This window comes from Methylobacterium sp. Leaf94, assembly GCF_001426045.1.
In the GTDB taxonomy this organism is placed as follows: Bacteria; Pseudomonadota; Alphaproteobacteria; order Rhizobiales; family Beijerinckiaceae; genus Methylobacterium.
Map to the genome: position 1 here is coordinate 110,137 of NZ_LMRM01000004.1, position 17,114 is coordinate 127,250.

General features: G+C 71.8%; 18 protein-coding genes and 1 pseudogene. 16 read left to right on the forward strand and 3 right to left on the reverse strand.

What is annotated here, in order from left to right; translation table 11 throughout:
* Positions 1-26: 26 nt before the first annotated feature.
* Positions 27-1,091 (reverse strand): SDR family oxidoreductase, encoded by a 1,065-nt coding sequence (locus tag ASG63_RS04035; RefSeq protein ID WP_056212316.1) that lies wholly within the window; start codon positions 1,089-1,091, stop codon positions 27-29.
* Positions 1,092-1,202: 111 nt separating this feature from the next.
* Here ASG63_RS04035 and ASG63_RS04040 point away from each other — a divergent pair, with 111 nt between their 5' ends.
* The 4 genes from ASG63_RS04040 (at position 1,203) to ASG63_RS04055 (ending at position 3,880) form a co-directional block, all read left to right on the forward strand.
* A complete protein-coding gene (locus tag ASG63_RS04040; RefSeq protein ID WP_056212318.1) occupies positions 1,203-1,580 on the forward strand; it encodes a winged helix-turn-helix transcriptional regulator in 378 nt (125 codons plus the stop codon).
* A gap of 76 nt (positions 1,581-1,656) precedes the next feature.
* Positions 1,657-2,658 (forward strand): asparaginase, encoded by a 1,002-nt coding sequence (locus ASG63_RS04045; RefSeq protein WP_056212319.1) that lies wholly within the window; start codon positions 1,657-1,659, stop codon positions 2,656-2,658.
* A gap of 251 nt (positions 2,659-2,909) precedes the next feature.
* On the forward strand, positions 2,910-3,182 hold the full coding sequence (locus ASG63_RS04050) for a hypothetical protein (protein ID WP_056212321.1): 273 nt from the start codon (positions 2,910-2,912) through the stop codon (positions 3,180-3,182).
* 71 nt (positions 3,183-3,253) lie between these two features.
* Positions 3,254-3,880: a DNA-3-methyladenine glycosylase family protein gene (locus tag ASG63_RS04055; RefSeq protein ID WP_056212324.1), complete on the forward strand. Its 627-nt coding sequence runs from the start codon at positions 3,254-3,256 to the stop codon at positions 3,878-3,880.
* Here ASG63_RS04055 and ASG63_RS04060 read toward each other — a convergent pair whose 3' ends face one another.
* The gene (locus ASG63_RS04060; RefSeq protein WP_082559168.1) at positions 3,881-5,470 is read right to left on the reverse strand and encodes an amidase family protein; all 1,590 of its coding nucleotides are present in this window, start codon (positions 5,468-5,470) and stop codon (positions 3,881-3,883) included.
* A gap of 141 nt (positions 5,471-5,611) precedes the next feature.
* Between ASG63_RS04060 and ASG63_RS04065 the strand changes: the two genes are divergently transcribed.
* From ASG63_RS04065 to ASG63_RS04115, 10 genes are all read left to right on the forward strand, one after another.
* On the forward strand, positions 5,612-6,550 hold the full coding sequence (locus tag ASG63_RS04065; RefSeq protein WP_056212326.1) for a 2-hydroxyacid dehydrogenase: 939 nt from the start codon (positions 5,612-5,614) through the stop codon (positions 6,548-6,550).
* 162 nt (positions 6,551-6,712) lie between these two features.
* The gene (locus ASG63_RS04070) at positions 6,713-6,961 is read left to right on the forward strand and encodes a hypothetical protein (RefSeq protein WP_056212328.1); all 249 of its coding nucleotides are present in this window, start codon (positions 6,713-6,715) and stop codon (positions 6,959-6,961) included.
* Between the two features lie 514 nt (positions 6,962-7,475).
* Positions 7,476-8,297, forward strand: coding sequence for a fumarylacetoacetate hydrolase family protein (locus tag ASG63_RS04080; protein WP_056212332.1), 822 nt, complete (start codon positions 7,476-7,478; stop codon positions 8,295-8,297).
* A 91-nt stretch (positions 8,298-8,388) separates the two neighbouring features.
* Complete coding sequence (locus tag ASG63_RS04085; RefSeq protein ID WP_056212334.1) at positions 8,389-8,712, forward strand: hypothetical protein; 324 nt, start codon at positions 8,389-8,391, stop codon at positions 8,710-8,712.
* A gap of 110 nt (positions 8,713-8,822) precedes the next feature.
* On the forward strand, positions 8,823-10,541 hold the full coding sequence (locus ASG63_RS04090) for an NAD(P)H-dependent oxidoreductase subunit E (protein ID WP_056212335.1): 1,719 nt from the start codon (positions 8,823-8,825) through the stop codon (positions 10,539-10,541).
* 87 nt (positions 10,542-10,628) lie between these two features.
* The gene (fdhF, locus tag ASG63_RS04095; protein ID WP_056212338.1) at positions 10,629-13,595 is read left to right on the forward strand and encodes a formate dehydrogenase subunit alpha; all 2,967 of its coding nucleotides are present in this window, start codon (positions 10,629-10,631) and stop codon (positions 13,593-13,595) included.
* A gap of 165 nt (positions 13,596-13,760) precedes the next feature.
* Entirely contained in the window at positions 13,761-13,973 is a 213-nt protein-coding gene (locus tag ASG63_RS04100; RefSeq protein ID WP_056212340.1) for a hypothetical protein, read from the forward strand.
* Between the two features lie 203 nt (positions 13,974-14,176).
* The gene (locus ASG63_RS04105; RefSeq protein ID WP_056212342.1) at positions 14,177-14,464 is read left to right on the forward strand and encodes a hypothetical protein; all 288 of its coding nucleotides are present in this window, start codon (positions 14,177-14,179) and stop codon (positions 14,462-14,464) included.
* Between the two features lie 105 nt (positions 14,465-14,569).
* Entirely contained in the window at positions 14,570-14,752 is a 183-nt protein-coding gene (locus ASG63_RS04110) for a DUF3606 domain-containing protein (protein ID WP_055957170.1), read from the forward strand.
* Positions 14,753-14,853: 101 nt separating this feature from the next.
* Positions 14,854-15,120: a DUF6894 family protein gene (locus ASG63_RS04115; protein WP_056212344.1), complete on the forward strand. Its 267-nt coding sequence runs from the start codon at positions 14,854-14,856 to the stop codon at positions 15,118-15,120.
* A gap of 463 nt (positions 15,121-15,583) precedes the next feature.
* Here ASG63_RS04115 and ASG63_RS24955 read toward each other — a convergent pair whose 3' ends face one another.
* Positions 15,584-15,745 (reverse strand): hypothetical protein, encoded by a 162-nt coding sequence (locus ASG63_RS24955; RefSeq protein ID WP_156394060.1) that lies wholly within the window; start codon positions 15,743-15,745, stop codon positions 15,584-15,586.
* Positions 15,746-16,363: 618 nt separating this feature from the next.
* Between ASG63_RS24955 and ASG63_RS04120 the strand changes: the two genes are divergently transcribed.
* The gene (locus ASG63_RS04120; RefSeq protein ID WP_056212345.1) at positions 16,364-16,579 is read left to right on the forward strand and encodes a hypothetical protein; all 216 of its coding nucleotides are present in this window, start codon (positions 16,364-16,366) and stop codon (positions 16,577-16,579) included.
* 271 nt (positions 16,580-16,850) lie between these two features.
* A pseudogene (locus tag ASG63_RS24960) lies at positions 16,851-17,114 on the forward strand (transposase); the annotation flags it as partial.

A 17,114-nucleotide genomic window follows, 5' to 3' on the forward strand; every position in this document is an offset into this window, starting at 1 on the left:
GGCGAAGCCCCGGCCGGTGGCGGATGTCAGGGAATGACCCGCTCCGCCCGCAGGCGGGCGAACAGGTCGAAGAACGCGTCGTCGGTGGCCTGGTAGTCGAGGAAGCCGAGGCGCCGGCTCTTGCTCATGTCGGTGACGACCTCGATGGGGCGGCCGAGATCCGCATCCGTGTGCCAGGCCGAGGCGAGGCGCCCGAGATCGGCCTCCTTGAGGCCGTGCCGGGCGGCGAGTTCGGCCCAGAGCGGGGCGGCGCCGTCCATCTGCTGCTCCAGGGGCAGGACCGTGCCGTCGAAGGGCGCCGGCTGCACGCCGAACCAGTCGGCGATCCGGCCCCACATCCAGCTCCAGCGGAAGACGTCGCCGTCGACGATGTTGAAGGCCTCGTTGCGGGCCGCCGGCGTGGTGGCGGCCCAGGCGAGCTGGCGCGCCAGGATGCGCGCATCCGTCATGTCGGTGAGCCCGTTCCACTGGGCGGCCGAGCCCGGGAAGCGGAACGGCCGACCGGTCTCGCGGCAGAGCGTGGCGTAGACGGCCAGGGTCACGCCCATGTTCATGGCGTTGCCGAGCGCGTAGCCGATGATGGTGTGGGGCCGGTGCACGCTCCAGCCGAAGCCGTCCCGTGTTGCGGCGGCGAAGACCTCGTCCTCCTGCGCGTAGTAGAAGTTCTCGACGTCGAGGCGGCCCTGCTCCTCGCGGAACGGCGTGGCCGGCAGGGTGCCCTTCCCGTAGGCCTCGAACGGCCCGAGATAGTGCTTGAGGCCGGTGACCAGGCCGACATGCGCCACGCCGCCGTTCGGCCGAAGGGCGTCGAGGAGATTGCGCACCATCGTCCCGTTGACGCGGATGTTCTCCGCCTCCGTCTCCTGGCGGAGCCAGGTCGTGATGAAGACGTCGGTGGGGCGGACCTCCGCCAGCGCGCCGCGCAGGCTCTCGGGGTCGAGGAGGTCGGCGGCCACCGGCGTGACGCCGGCCAGGTCGGCGGGCGGGCGCCGGGCGAGGCCGGCCACGGACCAGCCCTCCGACACCAGGTGACGGGCGAGGTTGTTGCCGACGATGCCGCTGACGCCGGCGATGAGGGCCGTCCTGGTCATGGAAGTCTCCGTCTTGATCTGAGACCGACCTATGGAGACAGTCCGCCCCTGACCAGACGGCACCGATTGGGGTCATAGGCACCAAACGGTAACCAGCAAAGGGCGACGACCATGGAGAGGCTGAGTGCGGACGAGACGTGGCGCGAGGACTGCGCACCGCGCCGGGTGCTCGACCTGTTCGCCACCAAGTGGACCAGCATGGTCCTGCACACGCTGCACGCCCGCCACGGCGGGGCGGCGCGCACCGGCGTGCTCCAGCGCAGCCTGCCCGGCATCTCGAAGAAGATGCTGACCCAGACCCTGCGCGACATGGAGGCGAGCGGCCTCCTCACCCGCCACGTGGCCGGCACGGTGCCGCCCGCCGTGGACTATCGCCTGACCGCGCTCGGGGGCCGCTTCGTCGAGCCGGTCGAACTCCTCTACGCCTGGGGCCGCGCCAATGCCGACGCCCTCGACGACCTGAAGCCCCGGCCGACCTCCCGCCGCTGACGGGCGGAGGCCGCTCCGGCAAGCCTCCTGCATGGGAGGGCCGCCGAACCGGCAACCAGGCGGAGACGACGACACGATGGCGACGCGATCCAAGGTGGCCTTCATCGGCACGGGCGGGACGATCGCGTCCCTCGGCTGGGATTCCCTCGACGTCCTCGACTACACCGCCACCGGGCAACGCCTCGCGGCCGACGCGATCCTCGAGCGGGTGCCCGAGGCGCGCACCGTGGCCGAGGTGGTCGCGGTGCCGTTCCGCGCGGTGGCGAGCCCCGCCATCGGCTTTGCCGAGTGGCGTGCCCTCGCCGCCCTCTGCGCGGAACTCGCGGAGGCCCATCCCGACCTCGCCGGCATCGTGATCGGGCACGGCACCGCGACCCTGGAGGAGACCGCCTACGCGCTCGGCCTCACCCTGACGGTGGCCTGTCCGGTGGTCCTCGTCGGGGCCCAGCGCCCGATCAGCGCCCTGTCGAGCGACGCCGGCCTCAACCTCGTCGCGGCCCTGCGGGTCGCCGCCGACCCGGCCTCGCGCGGGCGCGGGGTGCTGGTGGTGCTCAACGACGAGATCCAGGCGGCCCGCGAGGTGACGAAAACCTCGGTCGGCCGGCTCCAGACCTTCCGCACGGCGGATTTCGGCGTCCTCGGCCACGTCGATGGACCGCATGTCCGCTACTACCGCCGCCCCGAGCGACGGCACGCCCCAGGCACGCCCTTCACCCTGGAGGGGCGGGCCGCCCTGCCCCGGGTCGACGTCGCCTACGCCTATGCCGACGCGGACGGCACCGCCGTGCGCGCCTTCGTGGCAGCCGGCGCGCAGGGACTCGTCTCGGCGGGCCTCGCCCCCGGCATGACGCCCCCGGGCGAGGCCGACGCCCTGGCCGAGGCCGTGGCCGCCGGGGTGGTGGTGGTCCAGTCCACCCGCGCCGGCAGCGGCGTGGTGCCGGTCACGACCCGCCTGCGCGAACGCGGGATCCTCAGCGCCGACAACCTGACGCCGCAGAAGGCGCGGATCCTGCTCGCGCTGGCGCTGACCCGCACCCGCGATCCGGTCGACATCGCCGCGATGTTCGCGACCTACTGAGCGGCAGGGCGCGCTGTTCGACGGGTGCGGATGGGGCGTACGGCCGGCCCCAAACGCGTCGACGCCGATCGCCCGCAGAGGGCAAGCGAAGACGCGCAAACGGAAGGCGGAGTGCCGCCCGAACCACCCGCGCCCGCGCCTATTCCAGCGAAGTCTGTGACCTTTCGGCGTTTCGGCCGTTGACGAGACATGCCGAACCGGTCGCGACGGCGTGACCGGCCATCCCGAACCATCGACGCGAGGTCCCTTTCATGAAGTCATTCGTCATCGCCACCGCCCTCCTCCTCACCCCCGTCGTCCTCGCGGGCACGGCGCAGGCCCAGGGCACCATCCGGGGCGCCGAGCGCGGCGTCGAGGACGGCAACCGCGCGGCCGGCCCGATCGGCGGCGTGGTGGGCGGCGCCGTCGGCGCGGCCACCGGCACGGTCGGCGGCGTCCTCGGTGTCGATCCGGATCGCCGTGAGGACCGGATCGAGCGTCGCGAGGAGCGTACCACCATCACGCGCGAGCGCCGCGACCGCTAAGCCGACCGCCTCGGCCCCGTCTCGGGGCCGAGGCCTTCCCGGGCCTGTCCGCCCAATCCCCGCCGGACCGCATGCGCCCCGATTCCGATCCGCACGCCCACCTCCTGGCCACCGCCCGAGGGTTGTCCCATGCCCTGCACGACGCCCTCGCGCGCCTCGGGCCTGTGCCGGTCGAACCGCCGACCCACGCCCATGTCGCGGACCGCCTCGCCCTCGAGGTCGTGAACCAGCAGATCTCGACCCGCGCCGCGGCAGCCATCTGGGCCCGCGTCGAGGCCGCGGCGCAGCTGCGGAGCGTGGCCCCCCGCGACCTCTTCGTCGAAGCCCATGCCGAGACCCTGCGCGGCTGCGGCCTCTCGGGCGCCAAGGTGCGGGCGGTCCAGGCCATCCGCGCCGCGGACGAGGCGGGCCTGTTCGGCCCCGACCTCGCCACCCTGCCCCACCCGGACCGCGCGGCGATCCTGCGCAGCATCAAGGGCGTGGGCCAGTGGACCGCCGACATGATCGGCATCTTCCACTATCACGACCCGGACATCTGGCCGGCCGGCGACGTCGCCGCCGTCGGCAGCCTCCGGCGCCTGACCGGCTGCACGGACACGCAGGCGTTCACGCGCCCCTTCGCACCCTATCGCTCCCACCTCGCCCGCGCGATGTGGCGGGTGCGTGATCTGGTGCCGGCCCCGACCCGCGCGGCCTGATCAGCGCGCCCCGAGGGGCGGCGTGCTCGCCGGCAGCCGACGCAAGGTCGTCGCCTGCTCGAAGGCGTAGGCGAGACCGAGGAGCTTCGCCTCGCTCCAGGGCTGGCCGAGCAGGTCCATGCCGACCGGCACGCCCTCGGGCGCCGTCGCGGTGGCGGCCGAGAACCCGGCCGGGACGTCGATGGCGGGGAAGCCCGTCAGCCCCGCGACGATCCCGTTGCGATCCGCCTGGTTGAGTTCGCCGATGGGCACCACGAGCCGCTTCTGCAGCGGGTAGACCAGGGCGTCGAGCTTCTGCGCCGCGAAAACCTCGGTGACATGCGCCTTCAGGGCGGCGATCCGTCCGAGACGGGCCCTGTACTCGGGCTCGGCCATGCCGTCCTGGCGCGCCTCGGCGGCCGTCAGGAACGACTCCAGGGCGGCGCGGTGGAACCGGCCCGAGGCCAGGATGCCGGCGAGATCCTTGTGCGGCGCATTCGGGATCGTGGCCAGATAGCCGTTCATCAGCGCCCTGTACTCGTAGGTCTGAACGTCGTCCTCGCGGTTGAGGGCGTCGGCCTCGAAGGCCGGATCGTCGATCCGCACCAGGGTGGCGCCCGCCGCCTCCAGGGCGTCGAGGGCCGTCTGCATGACGCGGTTGACCTCCGCGTGCTCCGGCTTGGTCCCGAACAGGGCCCGGACGACGCCGAGGCGGGCGCCCTTGAGGGCGTCGGGCTTCAGCGCATCGGCGTAGCTCCGCGCGACCTTGCCGATCGCCGCGGCCGTGAGGGGATCGGCCGGGTCGGGGCCGGCCATGGCCTGCAGCAGGGTCGCCGCATCCGCCACCGTGCGGGTGATCGGCCCGATGGCATCCTGCGTCTTCGAGACCGGCATGATGCCTGCGAGGCTGATCAGCCCCTGGGTGACGCGCAGGCCCACGAGGTTGTTGGCCGAGGCGGGCGAGCGGATGGAATTCACGGTGTCGCTGCCGAGCCCCCCGAGGGCGAAGCCGGCAGCCAGCCCCGCGCCGACGCCGCCGCTGGAGCCGCCGGGGGTGCGGGTCAGGTCGTAGGGATTGCGGACCTGTCCCCCCAGCGAACTCACCGAGACCCCGCCGAGGGCGAGTTCCTGCATGTTCGCCTTGGCCAGCACGATGGCGCCGGCGGCGCGCAGGCGGGCCACCGCCGTGGCGTCCTGCGCCGGCTGCGCGCCCGCCAGCGCCGCCGAACCACCGGTCGTCGGCAGTTCGACGGTGTCGTAATTGTCCTTGAGGAGCAGGGGCACGCAACCGAGGGGCTTGGCCGCGCCCGCCGTGCGATCCGCGTCGTAGCCCTCGGCCTGGGTCAGGGCCTGCGGGTTCAGCGCCCGGATCGCCGCGAGCTTCGGACCGGCCTGATCGTAGGCGGCGATGCGGTCGAGATAGCCCTGGACCAGGTCGCGGCAAGTGATCCGCCCGGAGGCGAGGGCCTCGCGCGCCCCCGCGATCGTCGCCGCCTCGACTCGGAAAGGCGCCGAAGCCGGGTCCTGCGCCGCCACGGGGGCGGCTTGGGCGAGGACGGCGCCCGCGAGGGCGAGGATGCAGGCAGGTCCGGGATAAGCGATCTTGGGCATGGGATTCCGATGCGGATCGAAGAGGCCCGCGATCAGGCAGGTTTCGGGCCGGAATGGTCAAGCCGCTTCGTTGACGGCGGGCCGCTCGCGGGTGATCCCGTCGCCCGGCGATATGCCCCGGCCCCGAGGAGATCCGACTCCATGCCCTCCCCCCTCCTTCTCGTGACCAGCCTTCCCGCCGCGGACGAGGCGGCCTGGCGGGACGCCCTGGGCGCCGCCATGCCGGGGGAGCGGATCCAGACGGCCTCCGCGGGTGCCCCGGCGGACGCGGCGGAAGTCGCCATCGTGGCGAACCCGCCGCTGGGGTCCCTCGCGGGCCTGCCGAACCTGCGCTGGATCCAGAGCCTCTGGGCCGGCGTCGACCGCCTCGTCCTCGACGACACGCTGCCCGACGTGCCCGTGCGGCGCCTCGTCGACCCGACCCTGGCGCGCGCCATGGCGGAGGCGGTGGCGGCGGCGGTCCTGCACCTGCACCGCGACTTCCCGCTCTACGCCGCCCAGCAGCGCGCGGGAACGTGGCACCAGCACCCCGTCCGCTTAGCCGGCGCGCGCCGCGTGACGCTCCTCGGCCTCGGCGAGATGGGCCGGGCCGCGGCCGACCTCCTGCGCGCCCTCGGCTTTCCCGTCCGGGGCTGGAGCCGGTCCGGCACCGCACACGGGACGATCCCGGTCGCCAGTGGCCCGGACGGCTTCGTGCAGAGCCTCGCGGCGGCCGACATCCTGGTCAACCTGCTGCCCCTGACCCCGGACACCCGCGGCATCCTGAACGCCGACGCCTTCGGCCACCTTCCGCCGGGCGCCGCCCTGGTGAATTTCGGGCGCGGCGCGCACGTGGTCGAGGACGATCTCCTCGCCGCCCTGGCGACGGGCGCCCTCGGCCACGCCATCCTCGACGTCTTCCCGGAGGAGCCCCTGCCCCCGGATCACCGCCTCTGGACCCATCCGGCGATCACGATCCTGCCCCACGTCGCGGCCCCAACGAACATGGCCTCGGCCGCCGCGCTCGTCGCCGAGGCGGTGGCGGAGTTCCGGCGCACCGGCCGTGCGCCGGCAGGGATCGACCGGAGGCGGGGCTACTGAGGGCCTGCGCCCCCGCGCCACCCGCGTGCGGCGCCTCGCACTCGACCGGAGCGGGGGGGACGCGGACACGCTTCGTCACGCTGGCGGCAACGGCGCGACAAACGGGCCGGCTATCTCCCGGTTCGAAGCGGCCATCGCCGCTCCGACTTCGGAGACAGACCCATGAAGACCACGATGTTCGCCCTCCTCACCGCCGGCCTGCTCGCGGCGGCCCCGGCCCTCGCCGTCGACGGACACGGCAACGCGTCGAACCCCGAGCAGGTGAAGCCGAACCTCGGCACCGTCTCCGGCGGACCGAACCACAGCGACGATCCCCGGGTGCGGGAGACGCAGGACAAGGGTCCCGACGGCAAGCCGCTGCATTCCGACACGGACGGGCATGCCCACGGCCACGGCCACGGCAAGAAATAGTCCCGCCGCCCCGGCCCGACGCCGCCCCCGCTTCCCGCAGGCTCACCCGCCTGCGGGAAGCGGGCCCGAGGGGCGAAGACCCTGGCGCTGCCGGAGGCCGTGAGGACCACCCGCGGCGGCGGCCCCAGGGGAAAGCCCCGACGATGATGAGCGCGAGGGAGCCGCCGTTGCCGCCCAAGGGAGAAGCCGCGTTCGGTGCGCGGGGAAGTCGCCGGCCCGCGCGTCACCGCGGCGTCGCCGTCATGGGCGCCGGTGGCGGGGACATGGGCGCCGGTGGCGAGGACATGGGCGCCGCTGGCGAGGAGGAGTCCCACCCGGGTGACGCGCAGATGCGCCGGGGCGAAGATCGACAGGGCGGTGGTCGGCACGGAAGGGCGCGGACCGGCGCCGGGCTCGGGCAGGGGCCGGCACACCCCGACCACCGGGCGCGCCGGCTCGAGGGGACGCACTGGGGCGGCGCCGCATTTACACCGGACAACCACGGCGCGATCACACCCATCCGAACGGATCTCCCATGACCACGAACAGACGCAACGCCCTCAGGGTCGCGGCCGCGGCCGCCGCCGGCACTGCCCTTCGGTCCACCGGGGCGACCGCCGGGGAAGCCGGGACGGCCCCGGGCGGCGCCGCGCCCCGGCCGCTGTTCGCCCTGCCCCCGATCACGATCCCCATCGTCGGCAGCGCCGAGGTCTTTCCGGTGCGGCGGATCTACTGCATCGGGCGCAACTACGCCGCCCATGCCCGCGAGATGGGTTCGGACCCGACGCGCGAGCCGCCGTTCTTCTTCCAGAAGCCCACGGACGCGATCCAGGTCGTGCCCGTCGGCCACGTGGCCGACCACCCCTACCCGTCCCTGACCCGGAACTACCACCACGAGCTCGAACTGGTGGCCGCCCTCGCGTCGGGAGGCCGCAACATCCCGAAGGAGGCCGCCCTCGACCATGTCTACGCCTACGCGATCGGCCTCGACATGACGCGGCGCGACCTGCAGCGTGGCATGGGCGACCAGAAGAAGCCCTGGGAGATCGGCAAGAGCTTCGACCAGGCGGCGCCGATCGGGCCCCTGCATCCGGTCTCGGCCCTCGGCCACCCGGTGCGCGGCGCCATCCGCCTCAGTGTGAACGGCACGGTCCGCCAGGACGCCGACCTGTCGCAGATGATCTGGTCGGTGGCCGAGCAGATCGCCAACCTGTCCGAGGCCTTCGAGCTGAAGGCCGGCGATCTGATCTATTCGGGCACGCCGGAGAATGTCGGGCCGGTGGTGCCGGGCGACGTGCTCCTTGGGCAGATCGCCGGCCTGCCCGACCTGTCGATCCGCATCACCGACCGGGCCTGACCGCCCGTCGTCGGCGCGATGACGAAACCGCGCGGCTGAATGGCCGCGCCGCGCGTTGATGCCCCGACACTCGCGACTTGGAGCCGCATCGATGACCGAATCCCACACCGTATCCACAGCCGATTGGGCCGGGATCGTCGCCCAGGGCTACGCCGACGCGGCGGCACCGCCGCTGACGCCGGAATTGCTGGAGACGGTTCGGGAAACCCTGCGCGGGGCCGGCCTCGACCGTCCCCAGGCGGAGTCCCTCGATGCCGCCACCGTGGCGCGGGTCAACGAGGCCCTGGACGCCTTCGAACTCGAGATCAACGCCGTGGTCGGGCCGCGCCTCGCCGCGCTGCCGGCCGGTGCGCCGCCGTCCTTCGTCCAGCGCTCGGAGGCCGGGCGGCCGCTGCGCGCGTTCGGCGGCCAGTGACGCGCGACCAAATTCACTTCCGAATTTTTCTCATGTGCTGCTATGGGGAGGCCTATAAGAACACTGCGCAGAATCTGGTATTTTGAATACCAAAGGGGTAGGATGAACGCATGAGCGCGCATGACATCGGCGAGGTTCGCCGCTTCGAGCACCCTGGCAAGGGACGCAACCGAGCCAGGCCCGTCCCCAAGGGACGGCAGGTCGAACCCGTGGCCAAGGTCGAGATCGAGCGCCTGCTGGGCGATCGGTCGCGGCAGCGCGACCTGCTGATCGAGCACCTCCACCTCGTCCAGGACACCTACGGGCGGATCAGCGCCGCCCACCTGGCGGCCCTGGCCGACGAGATGAGCCTGGCCTTCGCCGAGGTGTTCGAGACGGCGACGTTCTACGCGCATTTCGACGTGCTCAAGGACGGCGACGCCGACCTGCCGGCCCTCACCGTGCGCGTCTGCGACAGCCTCACCTGCGCGATGTTCGGCGCCGAGCCCCTGCTGGAAGCCCTGCGCGAGACCCTCGGCAGCGGGGTGCGCGTGGTGCGCGCGCCCTGCGTCGGCCTGTGCGACCACGCCCCGGCGGTCGAGGTCGGCCACAACTTCCTGCACAAGGCGGACGTCGCCAGCGTCACGGCGGCCGTCGAGGCCGGTGACACCCACGCCCACCTGCCCGCCTATCCCGATTACGACGCCTACCGTGCGGGGGGCGGCTACGCCGTCCTCGACCGGCTGCGCTCCGGCGAGCTTGGCATCGACGCGATCCTGCAGGTCCTCGACGACGGCGGCCTGCGCGGCCTCGGCGGCGCCGGCTTCCCCACGGGGCGCAAGTGGCGCTCGGTGCGCGGCGAGCCCGGTCCCCGCCTCATGGCGGTGAACGGCGACGAGGGCGAGCCCGGCACCTTCAAGGACCAGCTCTACCTCAACGCCGATCCGCACCGCTTCCTCGAGGGCATGCTGATCGGCGCCCACGTGGTGGAAGCAGCCGACGTCTACATCTACCTGCGCGACGAGTACCCGATTTCCCGCGAGATCCTGGCCCGCGAGATCGCCCGGCTCCCCGCCGGCGGCCCGCGCATCCACCTGCGCCGGGGTGCGGGCGCCTATATCTGCGGCGAGGAATCCTCGCTGATCGAGTCCCTGGAGGGCAAGCGCGGGCTGCCGCGGCACAAGCCGCCCTTCCCGTTCCAGGTTGGCCTGTTCAACCGCCCGACCCTGATCAACAACGTCGAGACGCTCTACTGGGTCAGGGACCTGATCGAGAAGGGCGCCGATTGGTGGAAGAGCCACGGCCGCAACGGCCGGGTCGGCCTGCGCTCCTACTCGGTGTCGGGGCGCGTGAAGGAGCCGGGCGTCAAGCTCGCCCCCGCCGGCCTGACCATCCGGGAGCTGATCGAAGAATATTGCGGCGGAATCAGCGAGGGGCACCGCTTCGCGGCCTACCTGCCGGGCGGCGCCTCGGGCGGCATCCTGCCGGCCAGCATGGACGACATCCCCCTCGATTTCGGCACCCTCGAGAAATACGGCTGCTTCATCGGCTCGGCCGCCGTCATCGTCCTGTCGGACCAGGACGATGTGCGCGGCGCCGCCCTGAACCTGATGCGGTTCTTCGAGGACGAGTCCTGCGGGCAGTGCACGCCCTGCCGCTCCGGCACGCAGAAGGCGCGCGTGATGATGGAGAACGACGTGTGGGACACCGATCTCCTCGGCGAGCTTTCGCAGTGCATGCGCGACGCCTCGATATGCGGCCTGGGCCAGGCGGCGTCGAACCCGCTCACCACCGTGATCAAGTACTTCCCGGACCTGTTCCCGTCGCCGCAGCGGATCGCGGCTGAATAGCGATCCATCCCCGATCCGACGGCGCGGCTGCCCCCTCGCGGCAGCGGCCCGACCCCGATTTTCCTGCGCCATGACTGGAGCGGAACCATGAGCAGCGGCACACAGAACAGTGGTCTCAGCGGAGCCCACGCCACCACCCCCACCGGCCCCCAGGATGCGGGCGGCAAGGCGGACGGCGCCAACCCGGGCGCCGGGAGCACCTACTCCGAGGGCACCCAGTCGGGCGGCCAGGCGGGTCCGGCCCCGAGCGGCACCTTCGGCCTCAAGGAGATGCCGGCCGGAATCCCGGGCGTGATCTTCGAGTTCGACGGGCAGCAGGTCGAGGCCGCCCCGGGCGAGACGATCTGGGCCGTCGCCCAGCGGCTGGGCACGCACATCCCCCACCTCTGCCACAAGCCCGCCCCGGGCTACCGGCCGGACGGCAATTGCCGCGCCTGCATGGTCGAGATCGAGGGCGAGCGCGTGCTCGCCGCCTCGTGCAAGCGGGTGCCAGGCGTCGGCATGAAGGTGAAGTCCGCCTCGGAGCGGGCGACCAAGGCCCGGGCCATGGTGATGGAGCTCCTCGTGGCCGACCAGCCGGCCCGGGAGATCTCGCACGACCCGACCTCGCATTTCTGGGCGCAGGCCGACCATGTCGCGGTCACCGAGAGCCGCTTCCCGGCCGCCCAGCGCTGGGAGGGCGACTGGAGCCACCCGGCCATGCGGGTCAACCTCGACGCCTGCATCCAGTGCAACCTCTGCGTCCGCGCCTGTCGCGAGGTGCAGGTCAACGACGTCATCGGCATGGCCTACCGCTCGGCGGACGCCAAGGTGGTGTTCGACTTCGACGACCCGATGGGCCAGTCGACCTGCGTCGGCTGCGGCGAGTGCGTCCAAGCCTGCCCGACCGGCGCGCTGATGCCGTCGGCCTACCTCGACGACAGCCAGACCCGCACCGTCTATCCCGACCGCGAGGTGGACTCGCTCTGCCCCTATTGCGGCGTCGGCTGCCAGGTCTCCTACAAGGTCAAGGACGACAAGATCGTCTACGCCGAGGGGCGTGACGGACCGGCCAACCAGAACCGCCTCTGCGTGAAGGGCCGCTTCGGGTTCGACTACGTCCACCACCCCCACCGGCTGACCAAGCCCCTGATCCGCCTCGACAACGTGGCCAAGGATGCCAACGACCAGGTCGATCCGGCCAATCCCTGGACCCATTTCCGCGAGGCGACCTGGGACGAGGCGCTGGAGCGCGCCGCCGGCGGACTCAAAAAGATCCGCGACACCGTCGGCCGCAAGGCGCTGGCGGGCTTCGGCTCCGCCAAGGGCTCGAACGAGGAGGCCTACCTCTTCCAGAAGCTGGTGCGCCTCGGCTTCGGCTCGAACAACGTCGACCACTGCACCCGGCTCTGCCACGCCTCCTCGGTGGCGGCCCTGATGGAAGGCCTGAATTCCGGCGCCGTCTCGGCTCCGTTCTCGGCGGCCCTCGACGCCGAGGTCATCGTCATCATCGGCGCCAACCCGACGGTGAACCACCCGGTGGCCGCGACCTTCATCAAGAACGCGGTCAAGGAGCGCGGCGCCAAGCTGATCATCATGGATCCGCGCCGGCAGGTCCTGTCCCGGCACGCCTACAAGCACCTCGCCTTCAAACCGGGCTCCGACGTGGCGATGCTGAACGCCATGCTCAACGTCATCGTGACGGAGAAGCTCTACGACGAGCAGTACATCGCCGGGTACACCGAGAACTTCGAGGCGCTCAAGGAGCGTATCGTCGAGTTCACGCCGGAGAAGATGTCTCCGGTCTGCGGCATCGACGCGGAGACCCTGCGCGAGGTGGCCCGCCTCTACGCCCGCTCCCGGGCCTCGATCATCTTCTGGGGCATGGGCGTCAGCCAGCACGTCCACGGCACCGACAACTCGCGCTGCCTGATCGCGCTCGCCCTCACCACGGGCCAGATCGGCCGTCCCGGCACCGGCCTGCACCCCCTGCGCGGCCAGAACAACGTCCAGGGCGCCTCCGATGCCGGCCTGATCCCGATGGTCTATCCGGACTACCAGTCGGTGGAGAACGAGACCGTCCGCGACCTGTTCGAGACGTTCTGGGGCCAGTCCCTCGATCCGAAGAACGGCCTGACCGTGGTCGAGATCATGCGCGCCATCCACACGGGCGAGATCAAGGGCATGTTCGTCGAGGGCGAGAACCCCGCGATGTCGGACCCCGACCTCAACCACGCCCGGCACGCGCTCGCCATGCTCGACCACCTGGTGGTGCAGGACCTGTTCCTGACCGAGACCGCCTTCCACGCCGACGTGGTGCTGCCGGCCTCCGCCTTCGCCGAGAAGGCGGGCAGCTTCACCAACACCGACCGGCGCGTGCAGATTGCCAAGCCCGTCGTCCCGCCGCCGGGCGACGCCCGCCAGGATTGGTGGATCCTGCAGGAGCTCGCCCGACGTCTCGGCCTCGACTGGACCTATACCGGCCCGGCCGACATCTTCACCGAGATGGCCCAGGTGATGCCTTCCCTGAAGAACATCACCTGGGAGCGGCTGGAGCGCGAGGGCGCCGTGACCTACCCGGTCGACGGTCCCGATCAGCCCGGCAACGAGATCATCTTCTACGCCGGCTTCCCGACGGCGAGCGGGCGGGCCAAGATCGTGCCGGCCCACATCGTGCCGCCGGACGAGGTGCCCGACACCGAGTACCCGATGGTGCTCTCCACGGGCCGCGTGCTGGAGCACTGGCACACCGGCTCGATGACCCGGCGCTCGGGCGTCCTCGACGCCCTGGAGCCGGAGGCGGTGGCCTTCATGGCGCCGAAGGAGCTCTACCGCCTCGGCCTGGAGCCCGGCGACACCATGCGCCTGGAGACCCGCCGCGGCGCGGTGGAGCTCAAGGTCCGGTCCGACCGCGACGTGCCGGTGGGCATGATCTTCATGCCGTTCTGCTACGCCGAGGCCGCCGCCAACCTCCTGACCAATCCGGCCCTCGATCCCATGGGCAAGATCCCGGAGTTCAAGTTCTGCGCCGCCCGGGTCGAGGCGGTCCGGCCCCGGCAGATCGCCGCCGAGTAGGGCGGGCGCCCCTCACCACGCGACGGCCGGGGGCCGGAGGCGACGCGCATCGGCGTCGCCTCCGGCCCCTTTTTCGAGGGCGGGGCGGCCTTCGCCTGGGGAAGGCCCTGAACCGATGCCAAGGTTGGCCGTTGGTCCTCGCCGACCGCGATCCGAGGAGCCTCGATGTCCCACAGCCCTGATTCCCACGCCGGAGAGTCGGTGGCCGTCACCTTCCGGGGGCGCGGCTTCGCCCGCCTGCGCGGTCAGACGCTGTCCGTGCTGGTCTGCCCCCGCTGCTCGCAGCGCAACGCACCGAAGGTCGCCGACAAGGGCTACTGCCACTGGTGCGCCTACGAGCCCTCCCGCGAGGACATCGAGCCGGCCCAGGCGGCCTGAGCCGGGGCCTGCCTCTTAGACCCTGCAGCGCGGACAGGAACAGGCGCGACTCCCGGATGCGCGGCGCATCAGACGGGATGCCGGCCCGTCCGCAGCGATGGGGCCCCGGCGGCCTGGTGTCGTCCCCGCCGCGTCCAGAACCATCGGCGTCAGCGTGGCGTTACCCGAGGCGTGCTTCACGCCAATCATTCGGGAGAAACGCCATGAAGGCCCTCGCACTCGCCCTCGCCGGCACCTTCGCCAGCACCCTCGCCCTCGGTTCGGTCGCCCTCGCGGCCGAGGGCGGCTCCGGCACCACCCGGTCCGGGACCATGAACACCACCGGTCCGAACGATGCCGGGGCCGGCTCCTCCCCGGGCGCGGCCGGCAGCGGCCCCTCCACCGGGGACAAGAGCCGGTCCGGCACCTCCAACAGCACCGGCGCCAACGATGCCGGATCCGGCGCCTCGCCGGGTGCCGCGGGCAAGGGCACCGGCGCGCCCACCCGCTGATCCGCGACGCGGCGCGCGATGGCGCGCGCCGCAGGCTCGCCCCGGCCGGCCCGGCACCCCATATCGGTCCCGCGCCGCCCGGCGGCCGCGCGGACGGGAACGGACATGGCTGGCCTCAAGGACAAACGCGGCTTCATCGACAAGGATCGCCTCGACCTCTCGGAGCGCAAGGCGGTGGAGTTCTGGATGAAGCGCTGGGGCGTCACCCAGGACCAACTCGCCGCCGCCCACCGCAAGGTCGGCCGGATGACGAAGGACATCGCGGCCGAACTGGGCAAGAAGCGCTAGCGACCGGCCCGCGCCCGCCCCTGCCCCGCCCGCCCGCGCCCCCCTATCTTCCCGCGCAGGTCATGCGCGCGGGTCACCGCGCCGAACGGGAGCCGGCTTCGATGCCACGCTACTACTTCCATACGCATATCGGGGACGACGTGGTGGTGGACCCAGACGGCCGGGACCTGTCGAGCCCGGACGCCGCCTGGGCCGCGGCCCAGATCCTGGCCCGGCAGCTCCTCCAGGGCGCCGACAGCGACCCGCAGCTCCTGCGCGCGGTGCTGTTCGTGGAGGACCAGACCGGAGAGATCGTGCTGGAGTTTCCCCTGACCGAAGCCCTCGGGATCGAACCCCTGTCCGATCCGCCGGACGGTACGCGGCACTGAGGCCGGCGGAGCGCTCCGGCGCGCGATCGATTTGGAGCAGGGGCCGAGACGGGCCAGGACAGGTCTCGACAGGAACAGCGTCTCGCCGGGCACCCCGTTCCAGGCCTCTGCGAGTCCTGGCGGAGTCCCGCCAGCGTCTTGGTCACGGTCACGTGAGTCCCGCGCGGCGCGATCGGCTGCCGATCCACCATCAAAAGCTTGCGAGGGTGGTCTTAAAAGCACAGCCTTCACGTTCGCACATTCGATTCCACAACGCGCATTGCGCGTTTCCCATGGTCGTAGCAGCATGCTCCACAGCCGTGCCGTCCGTGCGCGGAGAGGAAGCGCAAGACGCCATGTTCGCCTACGTCACGATCCATCTTGCGTGCTTCGCGCTCGTGCTGGAGATGGCCGGCCGCGCACCGCTCTGGCCCGACGAAGTGCCGGTTAGCCCGCGTCGCTGAGCGCCAGCTGGCCCGCGCAGCTAGGCGCCGATCAGCCAGAGCGCTCCCCAGCCCAACAGCCCGACCCATCCCAGTTCCAAGACGGCAAGCGACCCCAGAACGATGGGGGTCAGGTAATCACGTGGGGGCTTGCCTTCTGCGGACGTGGTGTCAGCCGTCGCGGCCAGGGCTTGTTCCGCCATGAGCATGTCCGATGTGAGAGGTGGATGTGTCCGTAACGCGGTCCCGGCGGAACCGTTTCAAAGTTTATCCAAAATTGGGTTCAAGTTCCGCGCCGGGCAACCATTGCGGCAAAACTGCGACACGAACCGTTTTCGTACGCGGGTGCTGTCCCTCGACAATCTCCACCGGTCCATCGGGCGGTTTATCCCGGCTGATTGCGGCGGCTCTCTTGCGGTTGCGATCGCGACCGACGCGCGGCTCGTCGCCAGCGCGCCCTCCGAGCAGGTGGTCGCGGGGCGTCGGCTCCCCATGCGACACTGCACGACGTGTCCTGCCGGGGGTCAGCGAAGGTCGTTGCGGCCCACGCGTCGAAACCGGCGATCCCCCAACAGGCGGCCCGGCCTCGGCGATGCCATGAGGCCCCCCGCATCCGGCCGGACCGGAGGGCGCACCACCGGGCGCGGCACCTGAACTCGCCCGCGCCCGCTTGCCCCATGAGCCCAGGGCGCTACCCTGTCGCGCAGCAGGTGCGATCGAAGGCACCGCGCGTGCGTCCGTTCCCGGACGGCGCGCGACGGGGCACAGGCAGAAAGGGACCTGGGATGAGAGATGAGGTTCGGTACCCGCAGGTCATTCCCATGGTGCAGGCCGTGCTCGACACCCTCCGGGCGGGCATCGCGGCAGAGGAAGCGGCCGCGTCGGAGCTCGCCGCACTGGCCGACATGATGCGCGACGCGCAACCGAAGACGGCGGCCGCGATCCTCACGACGAGCCGCAACCATGCCATCAAAGCGCTGGCGCTGCGCGGCAGGCGGGCGGCGCTCCTGGCAGAGTACGGTCTGGAGTCGATGTGATCTCCGCGCGCCGCACCGGCGCGGCGGCCGCGATCTCCGGCAGGCCCCGGGCGTAGAGCTTCGCCACGGCGGACCAGAAGTGCCCGGCATCCTCACCCTGGAGGAGGCGCAGGCGCCGATCGATGGCCTCGCGCGCCGCCTTCGCCATCGCGTCCAGGTCTTCGGCGGCTTCGAGCAGCAATGACATCGCGGCATCCTCATGCTGTGACGCACCATGGGGAACGTCCGCGCCGCACGAACCGATCCCTCGCCGGGAAGACGGGCGGCCAACGGCGTCGCCGGGCACCCGCGGGCCGCCTCGATCGTCACCGTCCGGATCGTGCGCAAGCCTCTGGATCAGGTCGGCTTCGCCGTGCATCCGCGCCGGTGGTGGTCGAGCGCTTCTTCGGGTGGATCAGCCGCATCCGCCGCCTGTGGAAAATCCCCAAAGCGACCCTCTCTTCCGCTCAAGCCTTCCTCCTCGCTGTTGCCCTCATTGATCCTGCGCTGGGGTCAACGCCAGAGCAGCAAGTCAATTTCCAGCGGTCAACGCTCG

What these genes read in the sequence shown, in the direction of transcription:
- ASG63_RS04035 (WP_056212316.1), bottom strand. Translation starts at nt 1,091, where the DNA reads ATGACCAGGACGGCCCTCATCGCCGGCGTCAGCGGCATCGTCGGCAAC.
- ASG63_RS04040 (WP_056212318.1), top strand. Translation starts at nt 1,203, where the DNA reads ATGGAGAGGCTGAGTGCGGACGAGACGTGGCGCGAGGACTGCGCACCG.
- ASG63_RS04045 (WP_056212319.1), top strand. Translation starts at nt 1,657, where the DNA reads ATGGCGACGCGATCCAAGGTGGCCTTCATCGGCACGGGCGGGACGATC.
- ASG63_RS04050 (WP_056212321.1), top strand. Translation starts at nt 2,910, where the DNA reads ATGAAGTCATTCGTCATCGCCACCGCCCTCCTCCTCACCCCCGTCGTC.
- ASG63_RS04055 (WP_056212324.1), top strand. Translation starts at nt 3,254, where the DNA reads ATGCGCCCCGATTCCGATCCGCACGCCCACCTCCTGGCCACCGCCCGA.
- ASG63_RS04060 (WP_082559168.1), bottom strand. Translation starts at nt 5,470, where the DNA reads ATGCCCAAGATCGCTTATCCCGGACCTGCCTGCATCCTCGCCCTCGCG.
- ASG63_RS04065 (WP_056212326.1), top strand. Translation starts at nt 5,612, where the DNA reads ATGCCCTCCCCCCTCCTTCTCGTGACCAGCCTTCCCGCCGCGGACGAG.
- ASG63_RS04070 (WP_056212328.1), top strand. Translation starts at nt 6,713, where the DNA reads ATGAAGACCACGATGTTCGCCCTCCTCACCGCCGGCCTGCTCGCGGCG.
- ASG63_RS04080 (WP_056212332.1), top strand. Translation starts at nt 7,476, where the DNA reads ATGACCACGAACAGACGCAACGCCCTCAGGGTCGCGGCCGCGGCCGCC.
- ASG63_RS04085 (WP_056212334.1), top strand. Translation starts at nt 8,389, where the DNA reads ATGACCGAATCCCACACCGTATCCACAGCCGATTGGGCCGGGATCGTC.
- ASG63_RS04090 (WP_056212335.1), top strand. Translation starts at nt 8,823, where the DNA reads ATGAGCGCGCATGACATCGGCGAGGTTCGCCGCTTCGAGCACCCTGGC.
- fdhF (WP_056212338.1), top strand. Translation starts at nt 10,629, where the DNA reads ATGAGCAGCGGCACACAGAACAGTGGTCTCAGCGGAGCCCACGCCACC.
- ASG63_RS04100 (WP_056212340.1), top strand. Translation starts at nt 13,761, where the DNA reads ATGTCCCACAGCCCTGATTCCCACGCCGGAGAGTCGGTGGCCGTCACC.
- ASG63_RS04105 (WP_056212342.1), top strand. Translation starts at nt 14,177, where the DNA reads ATGAAGGCCCTCGCACTCGCCCTCGCCGGCACCTTCGCCAGCACCCTC.
- ASG63_RS04110 (WP_055957170.1), top strand. Translation starts at nt 14,570, where the DNA reads ATGGCTGGCCTCAAGGACAAACGCGGCTTCATCGACAAGGATCGCCTC.
- ASG63_RS04115 (WP_056212344.1), top strand. Translation starts at nt 14,854, where the DNA reads ATGCCACGCTACTACTTCCATACGCATATCGGGGACGACGTGGTGGTG.
- ASG63_RS24955 (WP_156394060.1), bottom strand. Translation starts at nt 15,745, where the DNA reads ATGGCGGAACAAGCCCTGGCCGCGACGGCTGACACCACGTCCGCAGAA.
- ASG63_RS04120 (WP_056212345.1), top strand. Translation starts at nt 16,364, where the DNA reads ATGGTGCAGGCCGTGCTCGACACCCTCCGGGCGGGCATCGCGGCAGAG.